22 protein-coding genes and 1 pseudogene are annotated in these 22,052 nt (G+C 69.6%); 8 read left to right on the top strand and 15 right to left on the bottom strand.

The features are described 5' to 3' along the window. Positions 1–6: 6 nt before the first annotated feature. The 3 genes from LOK44_RS21640 to LOK44_RS21630 are packed head-to-tail and all read right to left on the bottom strand — an operon-like array spanning position 7 to position 2,497. Positions 7–702 carry a CPBP family intramembrane glutamic endopeptidase gene (locus LOK44_RS21640; RefSeq protein ID WP_237572162.1) on the bottom strand — a complete coding sequence of 232 codons (696 nt, stop codon included), beginning with the start codon at positions 700–702 and terminating at the stop codon, positions 7–9. Then, entirely contained in the window at positions 699–1,847 is a 1,149-nt protein-coding gene (locus tag LOK44_RS21635; RefSeq protein ID WP_237572161.1) for an NAD(P)H-binding protein, read from the bottom strand. The genes LOK44_RS21640 and LOK44_RS21635 overlap by 4 nt, the downstream gene beginning before the upstream one ends. Beyond that, a complete protein-coding gene (locus tag LOK44_RS21630; RefSeq protein WP_237572160.1) occupies positions 1,844–2,497 on the bottom strand; it encodes a TetR/AcrR family transcriptional regulator in 654 nt (217 codons plus the stop codon). Before LOK44_RS21630 ends, LOK44_RS21635 begins: the two co-directional genes overlap by 4 nt. Positions 2,498–2,586: 89 nt before the next feature. On the opposite strand from LOK44_RS21630, the gene LOK44_RS21625 reads away from it, so the two are divergent. Further along, positions 2,587–3,618, top strand: a complete 1,032-nt coding sequence (locus tag LOK44_RS21625; protein WP_237572159.1) for an aldo/keto reductase — start codon at positions 2,587–2,589, stop codon at positions 3,616–3,618. Here the strand turns inward: LOK44_RS21625 and LOK44_RS21620 are convergent. Continuing rightward, on the bottom strand, positions 3,615–4,139 hold the full coding sequence (locus LOK44_RS21620; RefSeq protein WP_237572158.1) for a gamma carbonic anhydrase family protein: 525 nt from the start codon (positions 4,137–4,139) through the stop codon (positions 3,615–3,617). The genes LOK44_RS21625 and LOK44_RS21620 overlap by 4 nt on opposite strands. A 187-nt stretch (positions 4,140–4,326) precedes the next feature. Here LOK44_RS21620 and LOK44_RS21615 point away from each other — a divergent pair, with 187 nt between their 5' ends. Next, the gene (locus LOK44_RS21615; RefSeq protein WP_237572157.1) at positions 4,327–5,055 is read left to right on the top strand and encodes a fasciclin domain-containing protein; all 729 of its coding nucleotides are present in this window, start codon (positions 4,327–4,329) and stop codon (positions 5,053–5,055) included. A 91-nt stretch (positions 5,056–5,146) separates the two neighbouring features. On the opposite strand, the gene LOK44_RS21610 is transcribed toward LOK44_RS21615, so the two are convergent. The 3 genes from LOK44_RS21610 to LOK44_RS21600 are packed head-to-tail and all read right to left on the bottom strand — an operon-like array spanning position 5,147 to position 8,258. Then, a complete protein-coding gene (locus tag LOK44_RS21610) occupies positions 5,147–6,289 on the bottom strand; it encodes an acyl-CoA dehydrogenase family protein (protein WP_237572156.1) in 1,143 nt (380 codons plus the stop codon). Between the two features lie 14 nt (positions 6,290–6,303). After that, the gene (locus LOK44_RS21605) at positions 6,304–7,107 is read right to left on the bottom strand and encodes a crotonase/enoyl-CoA hydratase family protein (RefSeq protein ID WP_237572155.1); all 804 of its coding nucleotides are present in this window, start codon (positions 7,105–7,107) and stop codon (positions 6,304–6,306) included. After that, on the bottom strand, positions 7,104–8,258 hold the full coding sequence (locus LOK44_RS21600) for a thiolase family protein (protein WP_237572154.1): 1,155 nt from the start codon (positions 8,256–8,258) through the stop codon (positions 7,104–7,106). The genes LOK44_RS21605 and LOK44_RS21600 overlap by 4 nt, the downstream gene beginning before the upstream one ends. Before the next feature lie 199 nt (positions 8,259–8,457). Between LOK44_RS21600 and LOK44_RS21595 the strand changes: the two genes are divergently transcribed. Then, on the top strand, positions 8,458–9,255 hold the full coding sequence (locus tag LOK44_RS21595) for a FadR/GntR family transcriptional regulator (protein WP_237572153.1): 798 nt from the start codon (positions 8,458–8,460) through the stop codon (positions 9,253–9,255). Between the two features lie 19 nt (positions 9,256–9,274). On the opposite strand, the gene LOK44_RS21590 is transcribed toward LOK44_RS21595, so the two are convergent. The 3 genes from LOK44_RS21590 to LOK44_RS21580 form a co-directional block, all read right to left on the bottom strand. Continuing rightward, positions 9,275–11,011, bottom strand: a complete 1,737-nt coding sequence (locus LOK44_RS21590; RefSeq protein WP_237572152.1) for a DUF3556 domain-containing protein — start codon at positions 11,009–11,011, stop codon at positions 9,275–9,277. A 111-nt stretch (positions 11,012–11,122) separates the two neighbouring features. Further along, a complete protein-coding gene (locus LOK44_RS21585) occupies positions 11,123–11,644 on the bottom strand; it encodes a DoxX family protein (RefSeq protein WP_237572151.1) in 522 nt (173 codons plus the stop codon). 34 nt (positions 11,645–11,678) lie between these two features. Next, positions 11,679–12,950, bottom strand: a complete 1,272-nt coding sequence (locus tag LOK44_RS21580) for a DUF1298 domain-containing protein (RefSeq protein ID WP_237572150.1) — start codon at positions 12,948–12,950, stop codon at positions 11,679–11,681. Positions 12,951–12,972: 22 nt separating this feature from the next. Between LOK44_RS21580 and LOK44_RS21575 the strand changes: the two genes are divergently transcribed. Beyond that, positions 12,973–13,776 (top strand): SDR family NAD(P)-dependent oxidoreductase, encoded by an 804-nt coding sequence (locus LOK44_RS21575; RefSeq protein ID WP_237572149.1) that lies wholly within the window; start codon positions 12,973–12,975, stop codon positions 13,774–13,776. Here LOK44_RS21575 and LOK44_RS21570 read toward each other — a convergent pair. The 4 genes from LOK44_RS21570 to LOK44_RS21555 all read right to left on the bottom strand — a co-directional run bounded on the left by LOK44_RS21570 (position 13,773) and on the right by LOK44_RS21555 (position 16,496). After that, positions 13,773–14,666, bottom strand: a complete 894-nt coding sequence (locus tag LOK44_RS21570; RefSeq protein ID WP_237572148.1) for an alpha/beta fold hydrolase — start codon at positions 14,664–14,666, stop codon at positions 13,773–13,775. The two genes, LOK44_RS21575 and LOK44_RS21570, sit on opposite strands and share 4 nt — an antisense overlap. Positions 14,667–14,671: 5 nt before the next feature. Next, positions 14,672–15,292 carry a hypothetical protein gene (locus LOK44_RS21565; RefSeq protein WP_237572147.1) on the bottom strand — a complete coding sequence of 207 codons (621 nt, stop codon included), beginning with the start codon at positions 15,290–15,292 and terminating at the stop codon, positions 14,672–14,674. Continuing rightward, positions 15,289–15,915, bottom strand: coding sequence for an Rv1363c family protein (locus LOK44_RS21560; protein ID WP_237572146.1), 627 nt, complete (start codon positions 15,913–15,915; stop codon positions 15,289–15,291). The genes LOK44_RS21565 and LOK44_RS21560 overlap by 4 nt, the downstream gene beginning before the upstream one ends. Positions 15,916–16,022: 107 nt before the next feature. Then, the gene (locus LOK44_RS21555; RefSeq protein ID WP_237572350.1) at positions 16,023–16,496 is read right to left on the bottom strand and encodes a VOC family protein; all 474 of its coding nucleotides are present in this window, start codon (positions 16,494–16,496) and stop codon (positions 16,023–16,025) included. Positions 16,497–16,623: 127 nt separating this feature from the next. Here LOK44_RS21555 and LOK44_RS21550 point away from each other — a divergent pair, with 127 nt between their 5' ends. The 4 genes from LOK44_RS21550 to LOK44_RS21535 all read left to right on the top strand — a co-directional run bounded on the left by LOK44_RS21550 (position 16,624) and on the right by LOK44_RS21535 (position 21,924). After that, entirely contained in the window at positions 16,624–17,490 is an 867-nt protein-coding gene (locus tag LOK44_RS21550; protein ID WP_237572145.1) for an alpha/beta fold hydrolase, read from the top strand. Continuing rightward, positions 17,487–20,405 carry an aminotransferase gene (locus LOK44_RS21545; protein WP_237572144.1) on the top strand — a complete coding sequence of 973 codons (2,919 nt, stop codon included), beginning with the start codon at positions 17,487–17,489 and terminating at the stop codon, positions 20,403–20,405. The genes LOK44_RS21550 and LOK44_RS21545 overlap by 4 nt, the downstream gene beginning before the upstream one ends. Before the next feature lie 177 nt (positions 20,406–20,582). Further along, a complete protein-coding gene (locus LOK44_RS21540; protein WP_237572143.1) occupies positions 20,583–20,990 on the top strand; it encodes a hypothetical protein in 408 nt (135 codons plus the stop codon). 157 nt (positions 20,991–21,147) lie between these two features. Continuing rightward, entirely contained in the window at positions 21,148–21,924 is a 777-nt protein-coding gene (locus LOK44_RS21535) for an adenylate/guanylate cyclase domain-containing protein (RefSeq protein WP_249783979.1), read from the top strand. On the opposite strand, the pseudogene LOK44_RS21530 reads toward LOK44_RS21535, so the two are convergent. After that, positions 21,921–22,052 (bottom strand): annotated as a pseudogene (locus tag LOK44_RS21530) (IS481 family transposase); the annotation flags it as partial. The gene LOK44_RS21535 and the pseudogene LOK44_RS21530 overlap by 4 nt on opposite strands.

Raw genomic sequence — 22,052 nt, 5'->3', positions numbered from 1 at the left:
GCGGCGTCAGACGCCGAAGATCACGGGTAGTGCGAGCACCATGACCAGCCCCCAGAAGAAGTGGGTCAGCATCGGTGCGAGCACCCCTCCGGTCATGCGGCGCTCGTAGGCGCAGACGTAGCCGAGGATCAGGCCGGCGAAGCCCAGCATCGGGTTGCCTGCGGCCGACACCGCGATCGCGTAGACGATCGTCGAGATCAGCACGGGCCGGAACTTGCCGAGCGCGCTGTACAGGGCGCCGCGGAAGAACATCTCCTCGGCGAGGCCGTTGATCAGGGTGATGAAGGTGACCAGGAAGATCGGCCCGTAGTTGGTGTACTCGAGGACCTGCACGATGTAGTCGCGCACCGGCGGGATCTCGCGTGCCACCAGCCCACCGACGATGAACGCCGCACCGAGCGACAACCCGATGATCGTTCCGGTGAGGATCGGTCGCCGGTTCTTCGACCGGAACTCGACGTGGCCGAAGTGCACGGGTCCGGACAACCGCGCGCCCGCAGCCCACACGCCGGCCAGCGCCAGGGTCAGGCCGTAGAACGACGCGTCGCCCGGCTCGCGGGTCAGCGAGAAGCCGAGCAGCACCGCACCGATGACGAGGACGACGCCGACGATGATCCGTCTGCGCCGAACCAGCTTCTCGGTCTCCTGGTACGGGGCGGCCCGCGAGCCGACGATGTCGCCGAATTCGCTGAAGAGGTTCAAGAGCCAGCTCCCCGGGGCACGAGTCCGATCATGACATCCAATCCGGTGCGCACCCAGGCCGCCACCGGGCCCGGCACGTTGTCGATCAGGCACAGCGCAGGCTTGGCCGCCGAGGGCGTCACGCGCGACGCCAGACCGCGGATGCGGAACGCGTCACCGCCCGCCCACTGCGGGTCGGTGTCGGCGAGGTGGTGCGGGTCGGCCAGTTCGTTCACGGGCAGCGGACGGTGTCGCTCCAGTGACCGGGCGAGTGCGTCGTCGGTGTTGACGAGCCCGCCTGGCGGATCGGGCACCAGATGGGTCAGCCCTCTCGACGACGCCTTCATCGGGTGGTCGAGCGACTCGACGAGGTCGCCGGACAGGCCGCCCGGTACCGGCAGGATCAGCCCGGTCACCGCGGAGACGAGTGACGTGTCGATGCCGAACAGCGGCAGCCCCGGACGCCACAGGCCCGCCACCCGCGCGTAGCTCAGCAGCAGTTCGCCGTAGGTCGTGGTCTCCGGGCCGTGGATGTCGTACGAGCCCGGTGGCACGCGGTCGGGATCGGCCGCGGCGACGAGGTAGTAGAGGGCATCGCGGATCGAGATCGGGTCGAGCGGATTGCTCGCCCACGACGGCAGCGGGATGACCAGGAAGCGGTCGGCCACGTAGCGCAGCATCTCGAACGACGTCGAGCCGGCGCCGATGATGATCGCGGCGCCGAGCCACACCACCTCGGGGCCACCGTCGATGGTGAGCGCCTCGGCCACCTCGGCCCGGCTGGCGAGATGCTCGGACAGTTCGCCGTCCGTGGGTACGAACCCGCCCAGGTAGACGATCCGCTTGACGCCTGCGGCCTTCGCGGCCCGCGCGACGTTGGCCGCGGCGAGGTTGTCGGCCTCGCGGAAGCCGGGTTGGCCGATGCCGTGCAGTAGGTAGTAGACGACGTCGATGTCACCGGCGACCTTGAACGCGCTGGTCGCGGAGTCGGGGTCGTCGGCGTCGAGGTAGGCCGCGCTGACGTCGTCGATCCACCCGAACATCCCGAGTTTGGCGAGATTGCGGGATCCGACGGTGACGTCGTGGCCTTCGGCGAGCAGTGCGGTGACGAGCCTGGAACCGACATAGCCGGTAGCGCCCGTTACAAGCGCTCGCATGGGTTTCACGATACCGCTGTACCCGGGCCGGTCCGCGGGGAACCGTGGTGTGGTCGGCTTCGCACCGTGAACACACCGGCGTCGACGGCGGCCAGCGCCGCGTCGGCGGCACGCGTGGCGTCTCGCCTGGTCAGCGGCGTCCGCACGATCAGCCACTGGTAGTACAGCGGGGCGGATACGGCGCGGACGACGGCTGCGGCATCGGTGCCGACCGGGGCCTCGCCCCGTTCGACGGCGTCGTCGACGCAGCCTGACCACTGCGCGATGCGGCGGCCGTAGAACATCGCCAGCGCGTCCGCGGTGTCGGCGTCGAAGGTGGCTGCGGCGATGATCGCCGAGAAGAGTCCGCCGCTGCGCGGGTCGGACAGCGTGCGACGGACGAGGTCGGCGTTGGCGCGGAGGTCGCCCCGGAGCGTGCCGGTGTCCGCCCGCGGGACAGAGGTCTCGGCCATGTCGTGCAGCAGGTCCGCCACCAGGGCGCCGATGGTCCCCCACCGCCGATAGACGGTGCTCTTGCCGACCCCGGCGCGGTCGGCGACCGCGGTGAGTTCGACTCCGGCGAGGCCGGACTCGACCAGCAGGTCGGCCACTGCGTCGAGCACGGCCGTGCGGACCGCGGCGGTGCGGCCGCCGGGCCGACGGGCGGGCGTGGGCGTCACGATTCCACGTTAACGGGAATGAATTCCCACTGCGTCGCGGTTGCGGCAGACGACCGCTAACGGGAACGAATTCTCTATAAGGAGTGAACGTGGACTATCGACGAGTGGGCGACTCCGGACTCGTGGTGTCGGAACTCGGTTTCGGCGCCGCGACCTTCGGCGGCGTCGGCGACTTCTTCGGCGCCTGGGGTGACACCGACGTCGAGGCCGCCCGCCGGATCGTCGACGCGTGCCTCGAGGCCGGTGTCACCCTGTTCGACACCGCCGACGTGTACTCCGCCGGCGCCTCAGAGGAGGTCCTGGGCGCTGCCCTGCGGGGCAGGCGCGACGAGGTGGTCATCTCCACCAAGGCCGGGCTGCCGATGGGGCCCGACGACTGGGGAACCTCGCGTCCCAGGCTCCTGCGCGCCGTCGACGACGCGCTGCGCCGGTTGCAGACCGACCGGATCGACCTGTTCCAGCTGCACGGCTACGACGCCCGCACGCCCATCGACGAGGTGCTGCAGACACTCGACGTCCTCGTCACCGCCGGCAAGATCCGGTACGTCGGCGCGTCGAACTTCTCCGGCTGGCAGCTGATGAAGTCCCTCGCGCTTGCCGACTCCGCCCATCGCCCCCGCTACGTCGCGCATCAGGTCTACTACTCGTTGGCCGGGCGCGACTACGAGTGGGAACTGATGCCGCTGGCCGCGGCCGAGGGCGTCGGCGCGATCGTGTGGAGTCCGCTCGGCTGGGGTCGGCTGACCGGCAAGATCCGTCGCGGCGCGCCGCTCCCCGAGCGGAGCCGCCTGCACGCCACCGCGGACGCCGGTCCGCCGATCGACGACGACCGGCTGTTCGCGATCGTCGACGTGCTCGACGAAATCGCCTCGGAGACCGGCAGATCCGTGCCGCAGATCGCCTTGAACTGGCTGCTGACCCGGCCGACGGTGTCGTCGGTGATCGTCGGCGCGCGCGACGAGCGGCAACTGGCCGAGAACCTCGGCGCAGTGGGCTGGCGGTTGACCGCCGACCAGCTGGATCGGTTGCACGCGGTCAGCCGGACCGAGGCGCCCTACCCGTACTTCCCCTACTACCGGCAGGAGGGCTTCGCGCTTCTCAGCCCGCCGCCCGGGGGCTAGCCGGCCGCGCCGCGGTGCATGTCGATCAGGTGCTGGTAGAGCAGCGCGTTGTTGCGATTGTTGGTGACCTCGTCTTCACTGAGTTCGCGGCGGACCTTGCCGGGAACGCCCGCGACCAGCGAGCCGGGCGGGATCTCGACGCCCTGCGCCACGACGGCACCCGCCGCGACCAGCGAGCCGCGGCCGACACGCGCGCCGTTGAGCACCACCGCGCCCATGCCGATCAGGCATCCGTCCTCGATGGTGCACCCGTGCAGCACGGCGTTGTGGCCGACGCTGACGTCCGCGCCGATGGACGCGGGGAAGCCGGGGTCGACGTGGATGGTCACGCTGTCTTGGACGTTGGAGCCATCCCCGATCTCGATCGGCTCGATCTCTGCGCGCAACGTGGCGCCGTACCAGATGCTGGCCTTGGCGCCCAACGAGATTCGTCCGACGAGGGCGGCGTTCGGCGCCACCCACGCGTCGGCGTGCAGCTGGGGCGAGTGGCCGTTGACGGTCAGGATCAGGGGCTCTGGCATGCCGCGATCGTAGGCACCGCCGACGTGGCGCCGGTCCCGCACCCCGGTGTGACCTCGTGGCCCAGGTCACTCCGATTTGGCGGATGGCGTGACCGTCCACATACCATTCGAGGGGCGATGCGTCGGGGGATGCAGTTTCTTCGCCCCATTCAACGACCGACACGTCGCACGAGCTGAGGAGCCGAACGTGAAGACTCAAACCAGCAAGGCCCTGGGAATGACGGCGGCGATCGCCGCTCTCGCAGTGTCGCTGCCGATGGCGATCACCGCTCAAGCCGAGCCGACGCCCACCGAGACCACCACCGTCAAGCCGCCCGCCGATCCGCAGGGCAACTGCGACCCGGTGCGCAGCGAGCTGTCCACCGCGGGCACCAGCCTCGCCAACCTGGCGTCGCAGCCCGTCGGCCAGGTCATCGCGGCCATCCCGTCGCTGAGCACGTTCTCGTCGGCCATCTCCGGCGGACTGAACCCCGAGGTGAACATCGTCCCGGTGCTCGAGAACGGCCCCTACGTCGTCTTCGCCCCGACCAACGACGCGTTCGCCAAGCTCGACCCGGCTCAGCTCGAGGCGCTGCGGACCGATCCGGCCGCGCTGAGCAAGCTGGACTACTACCACGTCTTCCTCGGCCTGCTGAACCCCGGCGACGTGGCGGGCCAGCGGCCCACTCAGCAGGGTGAAGAGGTGCTGGTCACCGGCAAGGACGGCGACATCAAGGTCAACGACACCGCCAAGGTGATCTGCGGCGGCATCCAGGCGGCCAACGCACGGATCTACATCATCGACACGGTGCTCGATCCGGCCGCGCCGCCGGCGCCGCTGACGCCGAAGACGTCCTTCGACAACACCGGCAAGCCGCTCACCCCGACGTCGTCGACCACCACCACGACCTCCAGCGCGGCGCCCGCCGTCGGCTGACACACCGCGAAAGAACGGCCCGGGACCACGTTGTCCCGGGCCGTTCTTGGTTCGTGGGGCCCTAGAGGCCGCCGTATCAGAGGCCGCCGTACTAGAGGCCGAGGTCCTTGCCGATGATCTCCTTCATGATCTCGGTGGTGCCGCCGTAGATCGTCTGGATGCGGACGTCGACGTAGTCGCGGGCCACCTTGTACTCGTTCATGTAGCCGTAGCCGCCGTGCAGCTGGACGCAGGCGTCGACCACCCGCTTGTTCAGCTCGGTGCACCACCACTTGGCCTTGGACGCCTGCACGGCCGTCAGCTCGCCGTCGACCGCGGCGCGCAGGCAACGGTCGATGTACTGCTCGCCGATCTCCAGTTCGGTGTCCAGCTCGGCCATCACGAACCGGCTGTGCTGGAAGCTGCCGATCGGCTTGCCGAACGCCTTGCGGTCCTTCACGTACTGCAGCGTGTCGTCGAACGTGGCACGCGCACCCGCGATGGCCGCGATGCCGATCGACAGCCGCTCGGACGGCAAGTTGGTCATCAGGTGGTAGAAGCCCTTGCCCTCCTCGCCGAGGAGGTTCGCATGGGGCACGCGCACGTTCTCGAAGTGCAGTTCGGCGGTGTCGGCGAAGTGCAGCCCCATCTTGTCGAGCTTGCGGCCGCGGGTGAAGCCCGGCATGTCGCGCTCCACGACCAGCAGCGAGAAGCCCTTGTGGCCCGCCTCGGGATTGGTGCGCGCCACCACCACGACCAGGTCGGAGTTGATGCCCGCGGAGATGAACGTCTTGGAGCCGTTGAGGATCCAGTCGTCGCCGTCGCGCACCGCGGTGGTCTTGATGCCTGCCAGGTCGCTGCCCGCGCCGGGCTCGGTCATGGCGACCGCACCGATGAGTTCACCGGTGATGTAGCCGGGCAGCCACCGCGCCTGCTGCTCGTCGTTGGCGAGGTTGGCGAAGTACGGCCCGACGATGTCGTTCTGCAGGCTCAGCCCGGGGGTGGCCGCCCCGTAGCGGGCGAACTCCTCGACGATCACGGCGTTGAACCGAAAGTCCTCGACGCCACCGCCGCCGAACTTCTCCGGCAGGTTGAAGCCGATCAGGCCGTACTTGCCTGCGGCTACGTAGGATTCGCGGTCGACGAGGCGCTCGCTCTCCCACTTCTCGGCATACGGCGCGCACTCCTTCTCGAGGAACTGACGCGCCGTCTGCCGCAACTGCTCGTGCTCTTCTTCGAAGACGAGTCTCTTCATGGGTGTGCCCCTTCCTACTTCGCTTGCCAGACCGGTGGGCGCTTCTCCGCGAAGGCCATCGGCCCTTCCTTGGCGTCCGCCGATCGCAGGACGGCGCCCATTTCGCGCATCGTCCTGGTCCAGCCCGCCTGCTCGCCGGTGATGGCGCCTTCGTCGACGCCGAGCGCGACGCGCTTGCTCGCCCACACCGCCAGCGGTGCATTGACGGTGATCCGTTCGGCCAGCGCCAGCGCGGCGTCGACCACGGTGCCGTCGGGCACCACCTGGTTGATCAGACCCCACTTGCACGCGTCGGCCGACGTCATCGGCTCGCCGGTGAAGATCATCTCCATCGCGACCTTGCGGGGCAGATGGTCGACGATGCGGAACACGCCGCCTGCGGCGGCGATGAGACCGCGCTTGACCTCGGGCAGACCGAACTTCGTCCGCTCCTCGGCCACCACCAGGTCACTGGCGAGCGCCAGTTCGGTGCCGCCACCGAGCGCGGTGCCGTTGACCGCGGCGATGGTCGGCTTGTCGATCAGATGCTGGACGTAGCCTGCGAAACCCCACTCCCCGTGCTCGGGGTGGTACAGGTTCTCCCGCCGCGCGATGGCCTTGAGATCCGCACCCGCACAGAAGGTCTGGCCCGCGCCGGTGATGACGACGGCCCGCACCTCGGGGTCGTTCTGCGCTTCGGCCAGGGCATCGCCGACGGCGATGCTCACCGATGCGTTGATCGCGTTGCGGGCCTCGGGCCGGTTGAGCGTGATCAGTAGGACGTTGCCCCGGCGCTCGGTGAGAGCGCCGGGTGCAGCCGTCTCGGTCTCCGCCGTCACAGCAGCTCGAGGATGGTGGCGTTGGCCTGGCCGCCGCCCTCGCACATGGTCTGCAGGCCGTACTGAATTCCGTTGTCGCGCATGTGGTACAGCATCGTGGTCATGATGCGGGCACCGGAGCCGCCGAGCGGGTGACCCAGCGCGATGGCCCCGCCGTTGGGGTTGAGCCGCTTCTCGTCGGCGCCGATGTCCTTGAGCCAGGCCAGCGGAACCGGTGCGAACGCCTCGTTGACCTCGAACACGCCGATCTCGTCGAGCGAGAGGCCGGAGCGCTTGAGTGCCTTCTGCGTGGCCGGGATCGGCGCGGTCAGCATGATCACCGGGTCGGCGCCCGCCAGCACCGCGGTGTGCACCTTGGCCAGCGGCTTGAGGCCGAGGCTCTTCGCCTTCTCGGCGGACATGAACAGCAGTGCTGCGGAGCCGTCGGATATCTGAGAGGCGTTGCCCGCGTGGATGACACCGTCCTCCTTGAAGGCGGGCTTGATGGTGGCCATCTTCTCGATGGTCCCGCCGCGGCGGATGCCCTCGTCCTTCAGCACGACGGACTCGCCGTCCTCACCGGTGACCTTGATGCCGACGATCTGGTCGTCGAACGCACCCGCGTCCTGCGCGGCCGCGGCCTTCTCGTGCGAGCTGAGGGAGAACTGGTCGAGCGCGGTGCGGTCGAAGCCCCACTGCTCGGCGATCATCTCGGCACCGGTGCCCTGGTTGGGGGTCTGGCTGTAGCGGCTGCGGAAGGCCTCCGGGTACGGGTGTCCACCGTTGGCCAGTGACGAACCCATCGGGGTGCGTGACATCGACTCGACGCCACCGGCGACGACGACGTCGTAGTGTCCTGCGACCACGCCGGCTGCGGCGAAGTGCACCGACTGCTGGCTCGATCCGCACTGCCGGTCGACGGTCACGCCGGGCACGCTCTCGGGCCAGCCGGCTGCGAGCACCGCGGTGCGCGCGATGTCGAGCGCCTGCTCCCCTGCCTGCATGACACAGCCCCAGATGACGTCGTCGACGAGGGCGGGGTCGATGCCCGCACGCTGGACGAGGCCGTTGAGGACCTGCGCGGAGAGTTCGCCCGGGTGTACGCCGGACAGCCCGCCGTTGCGCTTTCCGACAGGCGAGCGAACCGCCTCGACGATGACGGCTTCAGCCATGGAATTCTCCTTCGACGTGGGGTGACGACGCTCGAGCGCGCCAGAATGATCCTCATCGACGGTAAAGGAGTAGGTTTACTAGGTCAACCTACTGGTTGGTAGACCTTGGCGGCGGCCGTCGGCTGCCCGGTCGTCGCTCACATGTTTTACTGAGTTGACCTGCTGGCAACCCGGCCACGGTCGTATTCGAGGAGGCGCGTTGGCCCGCAACACCCCACTCGCGCCCATGATCGGGCCGGAGTCGGTGGCGTCGCTCAGCGGTGCACCCGTGCGCTCCCCCAAGACCGCCGAACTCGTCGCAGGCACGCTACGCCGCATGGTGGTCGACGGTCAGCTCAAGGAAGGCGACTTCCTGCCGAACGAGGCCGAGCTGATGACGCACTTCGGCGTCAGCAGGCCGACGCTGCGCGAGGCGGTCCGCGTGCTCGAGTCCGAGCGGCTGGTCGAGGTGCGGCGCGGTTCGCGCACCGGCGCCCGGGTACGGGTGCCCGGCCCCGAGATCGTCGCCCGCCCCGCGGGTCTGCTGCTCGAACTGTCGGGTGCCACCATCGCCGACGTCCTGGTCGCCCGGTCGGGCATCGAGCCGATGGCGGCCCGGCTGCTCGCCGAGAACGCCACCCCCGAGGCGCTCGAGGAACTCGAATCGATGCTCGCCGAGCACATCCCGGCGGGCTGGCAATCGGGCCGGCTGGCCGAGGCCACCGGCGACTTCCACCTCCGCATGGTCGAGATGTCGGGCAACTCGACCCTGACCATCATCGCGGGGATGCTGCAGGAGATCACCGTGCGGCACACCGCCTTCGCCATCAAGGAGCACCGCGAGGTGTCCAAGGCGGAGTACGACAAGCTCCTGCGGTCCTACCGCCGTCTGCTCACGCTGCTGCGGGCCGGCGACGGCGCCGCGGCGGAGGCGCACTGGCGCAGGCACCTCGACACCGCACGCGAGCTGCTGCTCGAGGGCTTCGAGACCATCAAGGTCCGCGACGTCATGCAGTGACGTCTCAAGCGGTTACGTCTCAAGCAGTGACGGACTTCGACCAGGTGACCTGAACCGGCACGGTGTCGTCCCACGGCTGCCGGGTCACCATGTCGGCGACCTCGACGACGCCCCGCTCGAACTCCCCCGTCGCCGCATCGACGAGGCGGTACTTTTGGCGTTGCCGATGGATGGGCTGCGCGTCGAGCATCACGATGCGGACCTCGCCGGGTTCGAAGTGACAGCGCTGCTGTAGCGCCGCGACGAGTTGTTCGTTGCTCATGTGGCCGTCGCCGAAGTTCCAGCCGATCGCGGTGGACACGATGCGCTCGCCGTCGGTCAGCACGTAGTCGTCCTCGTCGAGGCCGGCCATCGCCCGGTGGGCGAGCGTGAACATCGCACGGCCGTGAGTGTTGAACGAGCGGAACGCGTATCCCATGTAGAGGTACATCTGCGCCGTCTCGGGGCTGCCGTAGAACTTCTCCATCTGAGCCTGCGGCATGCTCGCGATCGAGACGACGTTCGCCTCGATCTTCGCCGACGCCGAGGGCTTGAGGCACCACAGCGACGTGTCCCAGTTGCCCGCGTAGTACCGCATACCGGGCAGGAACGAGATCTTGCGCGGAAACAGGTTGCCCAGCACCACGGTTCCCGCGACGACGGCGAACAGCACGATGGGCCACGGGCTCTGCAGGTCGCCCAGACCGATGTCGGCGTGCCCGACGAACAGGGCCAGCACGGCGAACATCATGAAGACGTTCCACTCCAGCGGCACGCCCATCGGGATCGACGACAAGATGCCGAAGTGGAAGCAAAGCATCACGAATGCGGCGATCGCCGTCGGCCATCCGCCGTGGCTGAAGAACAGCACCAGCGGCACCAGCATCTCGATCGCGGTACTGATGTGGGCCAGGATCCGGGACGGCCTGCCTGGCCGCAGGTCGTCGGGGAAGTGCTCGAAGAACGCCCGCTTGATCCACTTCGGGCGGAACACGGGGTTGTTGCTCATCATCGTGGAGATGACGAACGGGAAGTGCTTGTTCAGCTTGGACGTCGCGGCGCCGATCCAGATGACCAGGCAGATCAGCTTCGCGGCGATGATCATGTCGGGGCCGCTGAACAGGAAGCACACCGCCAGCGACGCGTAGACCTCACCGCGGGCGGCCAGGAAGATCACCTTGTCGCGCAGTCCGATTACGGCGAGCAGGCCCAGGATCGTCGCCGTCTGCCACACCGGCAGGACGCCGACCTCGGTGCCCAGCGCGGGAATCGGGCCGGTGCCGTCGGAGAAGATCGCGACGAGCAGCGCCACCAGCAGCGCGCCGTAGACGAGCGCGTCGAACGGCGTGCGGGCGTCACCGCGGGTGAGCGGGATGCGGGTGGGCCACGGTGGCAGCCGGATGGTGCCTGGCCGCAGCCAGTAGAGGATCGATCCCATCGGCGGGGAGAACCGGTTGTTCAGCGGGCCGAACCCGCAGCCGAGCCCCACGACCTCGAACAGCATCGTGTACAGCACGACCTTCTGAAACACGATGGGCTCGTCGTACCACTGCCCGACGTTGGTGAAGCCGTCGACGCCGGTGGTCGTCAGGACGACCAGCCAGGCGAACAGGACGTAGAGCAGGATCTTGACGACGTAGAACAGGTGCAGGGCGACCGGGGTGCCGAAGCCGACCTCGGCCCAGTGCCGGGCCATGGGCACGATCTTCTCGGCGCGGCTGCCCTTGCTCCATTGCTCGAAGTCGATCTCGGGGGTGGTCTGCTTGAGAAAACCCATGCGGGTCAGATTAGAACGTGTTCTCGTTTTGCAGAACCACTTTCCCTCGCGAGCAGACACCAACTCGCACTAAACGGGCGCCTGGCGTGCGAGTTGGCGTCTGCTCGCGGGCTAGGCGTCCTTCGGCGCGGGCGGGCGGAAGAAGATCGCCAACTGGCCGATGCCGCCGGCGAGCCCGAGCACCAGCGCGATCGCCAGTCCACCCCAACCCTGCACGTAGTCCCACAGGCCGGTGTCGCGGAACAGCAGGTAGTCCAGGCTGAGCTTGCCCGCGCCGAGGCCTGCGATCGCCACCGCCGCGACGGCCAGGATGAGGTTGTACTCCCAGCCCTCCTTGACGATGAAGAAGCCGTTCCTGCGGTGCACCGTCCACGCCGCGACGAGCATCAGCGCCACGAAGCCCGCGGCGGGGACCGGCGTCAGCAGACCGACCGCCAGACCGAGGCCCGCGGCGACCTCGGTGGTGGCCGCCACCCGGGCGTGGAACATGCCGGGCCTCATGCCGATGCTGTCGAACCATCCGGCGGTGCCGGGGATCCGTCCGCCTCCGAAGAACTTGTTGTAACCGTGCGCGGCCATCGTGAGACCGAGCACGACGCGCAGCACCAGCAGGGCGAAATCGTAGGCTTCCACGTAACAGAATCTAGGCCATCTGTTACGCGGATGGTCAAGCCCCCGACGGTCCGAGTGCCGCCGCCAGCCGCTCGACGTAGCCGTCCAGACCTGCCTCGCCGCCGATCACGGACTCGCGCGCGTGCACGCTCACCGAGATCGCGTCGCCGATGCCGTGCACGCCGTGGACGAGCCCCATCATCGGCGACAGCGCCGGTACGTCGGAGGTGACGACGACGGGTGCACCGCCGAATTCGAGGTCCGCGGCGCCGCGGTTGACGCTGGTCACCACGGTGTTCCCGGTGACGCTCGACGACCGCGCGGCCGGGTCGAACTTCCCCACCCCCCAGCGCAGCAGCGGTGCGGGCGTGGCCGCGAAGGCCAGATCGCCCGCCCGGTTCGCCGGGTGCTCCGCGCGGCGCCTGCGGGCATCGAGGTCGGCGGCGATGCGGGCGCCGCGAGATTCGAGCGGCACGTCCGGATGCAGGTCGACGGCGACGTTGCCGTAGTGGTTGTCGGCCAGGCGCGGGCCGCGGTGGGCCATCGGGACCTCGGCGCCGAGCGGCACGGGGTCGTCGCCGAAGTCGCGCAGCAGCCGGGCGAGCGCCTCGGACACCGCCGCCAGGGCGGTCACGGTGACCGGACCCGCGCGCCACTGGTCACGCCTGCGGACCACCGTGCGCAACAGCGTCGTGCCCGCCGACCACTCGTTGGTCCGCCGCAGCGGGTACTGCCCGGCGGGCGGCGGCACGACGCCCGCCCGCTCGTCGCGGACCATCTCCCGGTGCGCGAGGGCGGCGCGCACACCGCGCCAGGGCAGCGTGGCGGGTCCGCCCCGGGGTGGACGGGCCTGCGGTATCGGACCCCGGCGCCCGAACAGCGTGGCCGCCAGCACCGCCAACCGGGTGCCGTCGCCGAGCGCATGGACGACGTGGAACGCGGCCACGGTGCCCCGTCCGGTCGAACCGGGAATCCCGTCGACGCCGGGAAACACGTGCAGCCGCCACGGCGCGACGTAGGGGTCGAGCGGCGCCTCGCTCAGCGCGACGGCCGCGGCGAGACACCCGGCCCACTGCTCCTGCTCGTGCACGACGAACCGGTCGTCGACGCCGGAGCCGACCCACGCGGGATACCCTCCGCGACTGCGGTTCTCGACCCGCACCGCGAGATCGTCACACGCCCGCGCGCGTCGGGCGACGGTGGCGAGCGCGTCGGGCAGGTCGCCGGGTACTCCGTCGAACCCGTAGATCAGGACCTGGTCGCTCGGGATCTTCTCCGCCAGCCACAACGTCTGCGCATCGGCGGGCGCGAGTGGTCGGGCGGTCATGGACCAAGGCTAGGCTGCAGCGATGCTTCCAGCGGCAAGTGACGGCGGCGCGGTGCTCGTGACGGGCGCGTCGTCGGGCATCGGCGACGAACTGGCGCGCGACTTCGTCAGGCGCGGGCGCACGGTGATCCTGGTGGCGCGTCGGGCCGAGAAGTTGCAAGCCCTCGCCGACGCGCTCGGCTCGTCGGCGCACGTGCTGCCCGCCGACCTGTCCAGCGCCGAGGACCGCGCGGAACTCCCCCGACGCGTCGCCGACCTCGGCCTGGTGGTCGACGTCCTGGTCAACAACGCGGGTCTCAGCACGTCGGGCCCGGTGGCCGAATCCGATCCCGAAGCCGAGCTGAACCTCGTCGAGGTGGACGTGTGCGCGGTGGTCGACCTGTGCAGCAGGTTCGTCCCGGGCATGGTGGCCAGGGGACGCGGCGCGGTGCTCAACGTGGCCTCGGTCGGTGCGTTCGGCCCGCTGCCCGGGCAGGCGGCCTACGGTGCCGCCAAGGCCTTCGTGCTGTCCTACACCCAGGCGCTCGGCCAGGAGCTGCACGGCACCGGCGTCACGTCGGCCACGCTGTGCCCGGGACCGGTGAAGACCGGTTTCGGTGCGGCGGCAGGCATTTCGGACGCCGACGCCGAGGCGTCGCTGCCGAAGGTCATGTGGGTCGACGCGGCCGAGGTCGCCAGGACCGCGATCGACGGTCTCGACGCCGGCCGGACCGTCATCGTGCCCGGCGTCTTCAACCGCATCGGCGCGGCGGCGTACAAGGCGCTGCCCCGCAGGCTGCTGCTGCCGATCCTGGCGCGCAGCCATCCGTCGCTGAAGAAGCGCTAGCTCCCGACGAACTCGACGATCAGCCGGGCGACCACGTCGGGCTGTTCGAGCTGCAGGAAGTGCCCGGCGTCGTCGACCAGTGCGGTCCGGCTGCCCTCGGGCAGTGCACGCGTCACCCAGCGGATGTAGTCCGCCGACGCGCAGCCGTCGTCGGTCCCGTGCAGGTACAGCGTCGGCAGCGCAGGCTGCGACAGCCAATGCCCGTGCAACTCCGCATAACTCGCGGGCGGCTTGCTCGCGCGGACCGTCTGCCGGTAGTAGGCCAGGGCAGCGCGCCAGTTGTCCGGCGACCCGATGGCGGCCTTGACCAGCGCGACGTCCTCGGTGGCGTCGTAACCCGGCGACCATTGCCGCCACAGCCGCGGGATCAGCCAGGACGCGGAACGGTCTGGCAGATAAGGCAATTGGTGATAGGCGATGTACCAGCTGCGCATCAGCTGGCGCGGAATCCCCGCGAGCAGCCTGCCGACGTCGGGCACCTTGCCCCGAAACGACGCCGAGGGTGGCACCGACATGATGACGGCCTTGGTGAACGGGCTGTCGGGCATGGCGGCGAGCCCGGTGGCGGCGATCGCACCCCAGTCGTGTCCGATGACGACGTCGCGATCGGTGCCGCCTGCCGCGTCGCGCACGCGCAGCGCGTCGTCCATCAGAGCGCCGACGTGATAGCTGCCGTCCGACGCCAGCGACGTCGGCGCGTAGCCGCGCAGGAACGGGGCGACGACGCGGTAGCCGGCCGCCACCAGCGCCGGGGCCACCTTGCGCCACCCGTGCGCGGTATCGGGAAAACCGTGCAGGCACAGGGCGATCGGGCCATCTTCAGGCCCCCACACCAGCGCCTTCACGTCGACGGCGGGCGTCGATACGTCGAGGATGCGCGGATCGGTCACGCCCGTCACACCGGATCGAAGCCCGAGATGAGCCACTGGTCGCCCACCTTGTCCATCGTCACCCGCACGCTCGATGCGGTGTTCGTCGGAGCCTCGGTACCCACGACGACGCTCTGGTTGACGAACACCAGCACCACGGCCCGGTCCGGATCGGCCGAGACCGCCGCGGCCTGCGGAACGCTCGCGGTCGCCGCGATCTGCTTCTCCTTGGCGCCGGGGATCACGACGTCGTTGATCAGCGCGGTGTAGGTGTCGAGGAACGGGCCGGTGATCAGGTTGCGGGCGTCACCGAGCTGCTGCTCCACCTGATCCGGGGTGTAGGAGAGCAGCTTGATGGTGCTGTCGGTGGCGGCCGCGACCGTCTCGGTGCGCACGGCGTCGTCGGTGCGCACCGAGTCGTCGACGAATTTCAGGTACGCCGCGGCGAGGGCGAGCAGCAGCACCAGCCCCGGCAGGATTCCGTAGGCGAGCACGCGGGTCCAGTCGGTCCCGGGTGTCCCCTGGGTGGTGGCCGTCTCCGTCTCGGGTGCGGGTGTGGTGTCTTCCGCCTCGGGCGCGGTGTCGGGCTCGATCGCCGTGCTCTCGGGCTCCACGGCGGCGGTCTCGGTCTCGTCTCTGTCCGTCACGCCACGAACTCCACGTTGGACACCTTCGCATCGGCTCCGACCTGCTGCACCGAGATGAGCATGCGCCAGGACCGCGGTGTCTGCGGGGGCTGCCCCTCGACCGCGGTGTCGACGGTGACCGCGAGCAGCACCTTGGCCCCGTCGGCGGTCTGGTCCTTGATGCCGGCCTCGGTCACCGAGCCGACGGACTTCGACTTCACCTGCTTGACCACCTCGGCGAACGGTTGGGAGCGCCGCTCGAACTCGTCGTAGAACGCCCCGGTGGCCGAGTCGAGGATCCGCTGCACGTCCTGGTCGACCCGGGTGTAGTCGATGGTGGTCAGGTTGATGGCACCCTGCTTGCCCACCTGCAGGAAGACCTCCCGCTGGTCGGCGAGTTCGCTCGACTGATGAGCGCGGAAGGCGAGCCACCCGGTGAGCCCGCTCAGCGCCAGCACGAGCACCAGCCCGGCGATCAGGGCCAGCCGTACGTGCGACGTCGGCGCTGCGGCCACCGGCTCGGCGGTCTCAGCCTCGGTGGCCTCCGCGGTCTCGGCCTCCGCGCTCTCGGTCGGCTCACCGACCGGGGTCGACTCGTCGGGGCCGGTCACCTCGGCCGTCGGGGCAGCATCGTCGTCTGCCATATGTGCTCCTCCGTGGCGCTACGAACCGGGGCGGCCCGCGTGTACGCGTGTGGGTCCGGTCCAAAGTACGTGCCCGTGGGAGCGTCACGTGCGGCGACTCGCGGGGATCAGACTCCGTCGGCGGCCGCCTCCAGGTCGGCGATCACGATCTTGCGCATGCCCATCATGGCCTTGACGGCTGCATCGGACCGCGCGGTGTCGGGGTCCTCGGTCAGTTCGTAGAGCCGCTTGGGCACGATCTGCCAGCTCAGCCCGAACCTGTCCTTGAGCCAGCCGCACTGCGATTCCTCGCCGCCGTCGACCAGTGCCGACCAGTAGTAGTCGACCTCGTCCTGGTCGGCACAGAGCACTTCGAAGGACACGGCCTCGGTGAAGGGGAACTGCGGGCCGCCGTTGATGCCGAGGAAGCGCTGACCGTCGAGGACGAACGTCCCGTAGACGACGTCGCCCGCGTCGTTCGGCCAGGCCTCGGTGGCGCGGACGAATCCCTCGATCGACGAGTTGGGGAACACCGAGGTGTAGAACGCGGCGGCGGCCTCGAGGTCGCCGTCGAACCAGAGTGAAGGGGTGATGTTGGGCATGTCGTATCGACCGGCGCGGGCTACGAAACTCATCGCGGACTTTCCGGGTCGGCTCCGATCGGGGCAGCCGCATTAGTAACGTGAGGTCGCCTGCGATCAGCGCTGGCGACGACAGAAGACGGAGTACATGGCCGTGACCAACGTGGGCGCAGTGCAGACCGTGACGTTTCGCGGCGTCGACGACCTGACCCTGGTCGCCGACGAGTGGAACCGCGACGCCCCGTCGGCGGCCGATCGGCCGACCATCGTGATGCTGCATGGCGGTGGCCAGAACCGGTACTCCTGGAAGAACACCGGGCAGATACTGGCCGATGCGGGCTTCCACGTCATCGCCCTGGACAGCCGCGGGCACGGCGACAGCGACCGTTCGCCGACGGCCACGTACACCGTCGAGGCGCTGTGCAGCGACACGCTCGCGGTGCTCTATCAGATCGGCAGGCCGGTCGTCCTGATCGGCGCCAGCATGGGCGGGCTGACCGGGATCGCCGCCGCCCACGAGGCCGGGCCCGAGTTGGTCACCAAGCTGGTGCTCGTCGACGTGGTGCCGCGCTTCGAGAAGGACGGTAGCGCCCGCATCCGCGACTTCATGTTCAGCCACATCCATGGCTTCGACTCGCTGGACGACGCCGCCGACGCCGTGGCCGCCTACCTGCCGCACCGCGACAAGCCGCGCAACGTCGAGGGGTTGAAGAAGAACCTGCGCCTGCGCGACGGACGGTGGTACTGGCACTGGGACCCGGCGTTCCTGACCAAGCCCGAGGACGATCCGTTCGTGCGGGTCGAGAAACTCGAGCAGGCGGCGATCAACCTCGAGATCCCGCTGCTGCTGATCCGCGGCAAGCTGTCCGACGTCGTCAGCACCGAGGGCGTCGAGGACTTCCTGGCCAAGGTGCCTGCGGCCGAGTTCGTCGAGCTGTCCGACGCCGGGCACACCGCGGCGGGCGACGACAACGACGCCTTCACCGACGTCGTGGTTCGGTTCGTCAACCCGTGAGCGCCGGGTTCAACTTCCTCGAGCAGCCCGAACTCCCCGCGCCGCAGGTCAGCGAGGCTCAGGCCGAACAGCTGCTCCGCGAGCACTACGGCGTGGAGGCGCGCGCGGAATCGCTTGGCAGTCAACAGGACAAGAACTTCCTGGTGCGCGGCGCCGACGGTGTCACGCTCGGGGTGCTGAAGGTGTCCAATCCGGCCTTCACCGCGACCGAACTCGACGCCCAGGACCAGGCCGCCGACCTCATCGCCAACGCCGAGCCGGCGCTGCGCGTCGCGGTCCCCCGGCCCAACCTGGCGGGTGCGCGGTCGACGACGGTCCACGACCTGCTCGACGGCCCGGCGCACGTGCGTCTGCTGCCGTTCGTCGACGGCGGGACGTACGTCGACACCGGGTATCTTTCCCCCGAGATCGTCTCGGCGATGGGCACACTCGCGGGTCGGGTGAGCCGGGCGCTGCGCGACTTCACCCACCCCGGGCTCGACCGGGCGCTGCAGTGGGATCTGCGCTTCGGCGCCGACGTCGTGCACGCGCTGGCCGGTCACGTCGCCGATCCGGACGTGCGGGCACGCCTGACCGTTGCGGCGACGCTGGCCGGTGAACGGGTCGCGGCGCTGGCCGACCACCTGCCGCGCCAAGCCGTGCACCTCGACCTCACCGACGCCAACGTGATTGCGTCCGCGGGGACGGGATTGCCGGACGGCATCATCGACTTCGGCGACCTCTCCGACACGTGGGCGGTGTCCGAACTCGCCGTCGGGCTGTCCTCGGTGCTCGGGCACCCGGGCGCGTCACCGACCTCGATCCTGCCCGGCATCAGGGCCTTTCACGCGATCCGCCCGCTGTCCCTGGCCGAGGCGGACGCGGTGTGGCCGCTGGTCGTCTTGCGCGCAGCGGTGTTGATCGCCAGTGGCGCGCAGCAGGCCACGCTCGATCCCGACAACGCCTACCTCACCGAGCAGTCCGACGCCGAGGCCCGGATGTTCGAGCTGGCGACCTCGCTGCCAATGGACGTGATGCCCGGCGTGATCCGGCACGCGCTCGGTCTGGACGATCCACCCGCGGCGCTGACCGGTCTCCCCCTGGTCGCCGACGTGTCCGCCGACGCCATCGCCGTACTCGACCTCTCCTCCACCTCCGCGCTGTTCGACGACGCGTTCGAGCCGGGCGGCTGGCTGCCGCCTGGCGTCGAGAACCGCTTCGCCGACGAGGCCGTGCGCGACGGTGCCGCGCTCGTCGCCACCGGGTTCGGCCACCCACGCCTGACCCGCGCGCCTGCCTTGAGCCAGAGCAGTCCCGCCGTCGTCCCCACCGGCATCGCGCTGTGGCCCGGTCGCGAAGTCATCATCACCGCACCGTGGTCGGGCGAGGTGGAGCGCGTCGACAACGGGTTCGTACTGCACTCGACGGAACACGAGGTCTCCGTCGCAGGCGTCGAGGTGACGGTGACCGGTTCCGTCGACGCCGGGGCACCGCTGGCGACCGCGGCACCGGGACAGTGGTTCGCCGTCGCCGCCAAGCCCGTCGGCGCGCCGCCGGCGCCCGCCTTCACCACTGCCGAACTCGCGCCGGGCTGGCTGGCGCTCGCCCGCGATCCCGCGCCGCTACTCGGCCTGCCGACCGCGTCCGACTCGGCGGACCGAGACCTGTTGGCGCGCAGGGACGACAGCTTCGCCAAGGTGCAGGAGCACTACTACGCCGATCCCCCGCAGATCGAGCGTGGCTGGCGGCACCACCTGATGTCGACGTCCGGCCGGGTGTACCTCGACATGGTCAACAACGTGGCGGTGCTGGGGCACGCCCATCCGCGGGTGGCCGACGCGGCGTCGCGGCAGCTGCGGCGCCTGAACACGAACTCGCGCTTCAACTACGAGGCGGTGGTGGAGTACAGCGAGCGGCTGGCGGCCACCCTGCCCGAGCCGCTGGACACGGTGTTCTTGGTCAACTCCGGTTCGGAGGCAAGCGATCTCGCGATCCGGCTGGCCACCGCGGCGACGGGCAGGCGCGACGTGGTGGCGGTGCGCGAGGCCTATCACGGCTGGACCTACGGCACCGACGCGGTGTCGACGTCGACGGCCGACAACCCCAACGCGCTGTCCACCCGGCCGGACTGGGTGCACACCGTCGAGTCGCCGAACAGTTTCCGCGGCAAGTACCGCGGTGCGGACGTTCCCCGGTACGCCGCCGATGCCGTGCGCTGCATCACCGACCTGGCCGCCGAGGGCAGGCCCGCGGCCGGGTTCATCTGCGAGACGGTGTACGGCAACGCCGGTGGCATGACGCTTCCCGACGGCTACCTCGCCGACGTCTACGCGGCGGTCCGGGCCGCCGGCGGGTACGCGATCGCCGACGAGGTCCAGGTCGGTTACGGCCGTCTTGGCGAATGGTTCTGGGGCTTTCACCAGCAGCAGGTGGTGCCCGACATCGTTTCGGTGGCGAAGTCGACGGGCAACGGCTACCCGCTGGGCGCGGTCATCACCAGCCGCGCGGTGGCCGACGCGTTCGCCTCGCAGGGCTACTTCTTCTCGTCGACCGGCGGCAGCCCGCTGTCGTGCGTCATCGGGCTGACCGTGCTCGACGTGCTGGCCGACGAGGACTTGCAGGGCAACGCGAAGCGCGTCGGGACTCACCTGAAGGAGCGCCTGCTCGGGTTGCGCGACAGGCACCCGATCATCGGGACCGTGCACGGCATGGGCCTGTACCTGGGCGTGGAGATGGTCCGCGATCCCGAGACGCTCGAGCCCGCCCCCGAGGAGACGACGGCGATCTGCAACCGGATGCTCGACCTCGGCGTCGTGATTCAGCCGACCGGCGACCACCAGAACATCCTGAAGACCAAGCCCCCGTTGTGCATCGACCTCGCCGGCGCGGACTTCTACGTCGACACCCTCGACCGCGTGCTCACCGAGGGCTGGTAGCGCGGGCTCGTACCTCAGGCTGGTAGTGCGGGCTCCCCTTCTTCGGCGAGCGTGCGTGTCTGCGGGCGACACGCCGGTCTCAGACGCGAGTTCACGCACGCTCGTGTCCGAATTCCAGCGCAGCATGGCCCGATCGACGGCAGTGTCACGGCGACGGGTGCCCTACCGTCGGTGGCGATGTCCGCACTACTGCTCAGCGCCCACGTCATCCTCGCGATCCTCGCCATCGGCCCGATCACCGTGGCGGCCAGCGTCTTTCCCCGCTACGCCGACGCCCCCGCCGTCGCCTCGGTGCTGCACCGGATCTGCGTGACGTACGCGGCCGTCGGGATCGCGGTGCCGCTGTTCGGGATCGCGACCGCGGCGTCGATGGGTGTTCTCACCGACGCGTGGGTGCTGGTGTCGATCGCCCTGACGGTCGCGGCGGCGGTCGTATTGGTGGCGAGCATCCTCCCGGCGCAACGCAATGCCCTCGCCGGTGCGGGCTTCGGCCGGCTGGCGATGACGACCGGCATCTTCAACCTCCTGTGGGTGACGGTCACGGTGCTGATGATCGTGCGGCCGGGTAGCTCGACCGGCGTCTGACGTCCACCGCGAGCGTGCGCGAACTCGGGTTTTGACCCGGCGTGTCGCCCGCAAACACGCACGCTCGCCGGAGGAGGCAACCCAGCAATCCAGCGAACAAGACCTCGGCCACCGGGCGAAGACCCGGCATTGAATACTTGACCCCGTGTCGGGAGCCATGATCGCCGTCTACGTCCTCGCCGCGCTGGCGGTGGCCGAGGGCGTCGCGCTCGTCGTGCTGGCCCTGCGACTGCGGGCCCGCGACGAGGAGATCGATGCGCTGACCCGTCGGCTGAACACCCGCGCGAACCTCCTGTCCGGCGGGCGCGAAGCGGTCAAGCAGGTCTGGCAGACGGCCAACATCATCCGCAAGGAGGGCCTCGGCGCCGCGGTGCGTACCTCCATCGAAGACCTCGCCGACTGGGCCGAGGTGGAACGACCGGACCTCGCGCGGCTCGCACCGAACGGCCGCATCGCAATCCTGTTCTCCGACATCGAGGAATCGACGGCGCTGAACGAGCGGATCGGCGACCGGGCGTGGGTCCGGCTCATCGGCCGCCACGACAAGATGGTCAGCCGCCACGTCAAGCGCCACTCCGGTCACGTCGTCAAGAGCCAGGGCGACGGCTTCATGATCGCGTTCGCCGATTCGGAGGACGCAGTGCGATGCAGCATCGGCATGCAACACGCGCTCAGCAAGCGGCCGAACGGAATTCGGGTCCGCATCGGCATCCACGTCGGCAAGTCGGTGCGCCGCGGCGACGACCTGTTCGGCCGCAACGTCGCGATGGCGGCCCGGGTGGCCGCGGCAGCCGACGGCGGCGAGATCCTGGTGAGCGAACCCGTCCGGGACGCCGTGAGCGGCCACGACGACATCGAGTTCGACGACGGCCGCGACGCGGAACTCAAGGGCTTCAGCGGCACCCACCGGCTCTACGCCGTCGTCGAGTCCTAGGTGTACTGCCCAGGGACGTTGGTCAACCTGGTGATGGGCGAGGTCTTGCCTATTGCTGAGTGTTGCCGGTGGTGATTGTAGGTGTGCAGCCAGGCCGGCAGGGCCGAGCGGCGGGTGAGTTCGTTGGG

The sequence above is a fragment of the Mycolicibacterium lacusdiani genome (genome assembly GCF_021916785.1).
GTDB lineage: Bacteria > Actinomycetota > Actinomycetes > Mycobacteriales > Mycobacteriaceae > Mycobacterium > Mycobacterium lacusdiani.
The sequence above is the reverse complement of the archived record's forward strand: the minus strand, read 5'-3'. Positions and strand labels throughout refer to the sequence as shown.

Excerpts from the sequence above, each read along its gene's own strand:
- LOK44_RS21620 (WP_237572158.1), bottom strand. The coding sequence starts at position 4,139 with ATGCCAGAGCCCCTGATCCTGACCGTCAACGGCCACTCGCCCCAGCTG.
- LOK44_RS21610 (WP_237572156.1), bottom strand. The coding sequence starts at position 6,289 with ATGAAGAGACTCGTCTTCGAAGAAGAGCACGAGCAGTTGCGGCAGACG.
- LOK44_RS21600 (WP_237572154.1), bottom strand. The coding sequence starts at position 8,258 with ATGGCTGAAGCCGTCATCGTCGAGGCGGTTCGCTCGCCTGTCGGAAAG.
- LOK44_RS21590 (WP_237572152.1), bottom strand. The coding sequence starts at position 11,011 with ATGGGTTTTCTCAAGCAGACCACCCCCGAGATCGACTTCGAGCAATGG.
- LOK44_RS21580 (WP_237572150.1), bottom strand. The coding sequence starts at position 12,950 with ATGACCGCCCGACCACTCGCGCCCGCCGATGCGCAGACGTTGTGGCTG.
- LOK44_RS21575 (WP_237572149.1), top strand. The coding sequence starts at position 12,973 with ATGCTTCCAGCGGCAAGTGACGGCGGCGCGGTGCTCGTGACGGGCGCG.
- LOK44_RS21560 (WP_237572146.1), bottom strand. The coding sequence starts at position 15,915 with ATGGCAGACGACGATGCTGCCCCGACGGCCGAGGTGACCGGCCCCGAC.
- LOK44_RS21555 (WP_237572350.1), bottom strand. The coding sequence starts at position 16,496 with ATGCCCAACATCACCCCTTCACTCTGGTTCGACGGCGACCTCGAGGCC.
- LOK44_RS21550 (WP_237572145.1), top strand. The coding sequence starts at position 16,624 with ATGGCCGTGACCAACGTGGGCGCAGTGCAGACCGTGACGTTTCGCGGC.
- LOK44_RS21540 (WP_237572143.1), top strand. The coding sequence starts at position 20,583 with ATGTCCGCACTACTGCTCAGCGCCCACGTCATCCTCGCGATCCTCGCC.
- LOK44_RS21535 (WP_249783979.1), top strand. The coding sequence starts at position 21,148 with ATGATCGCCGTCTACGTCCTCGCCGCGCTGGCGGTGGCCGAGGGCGTC.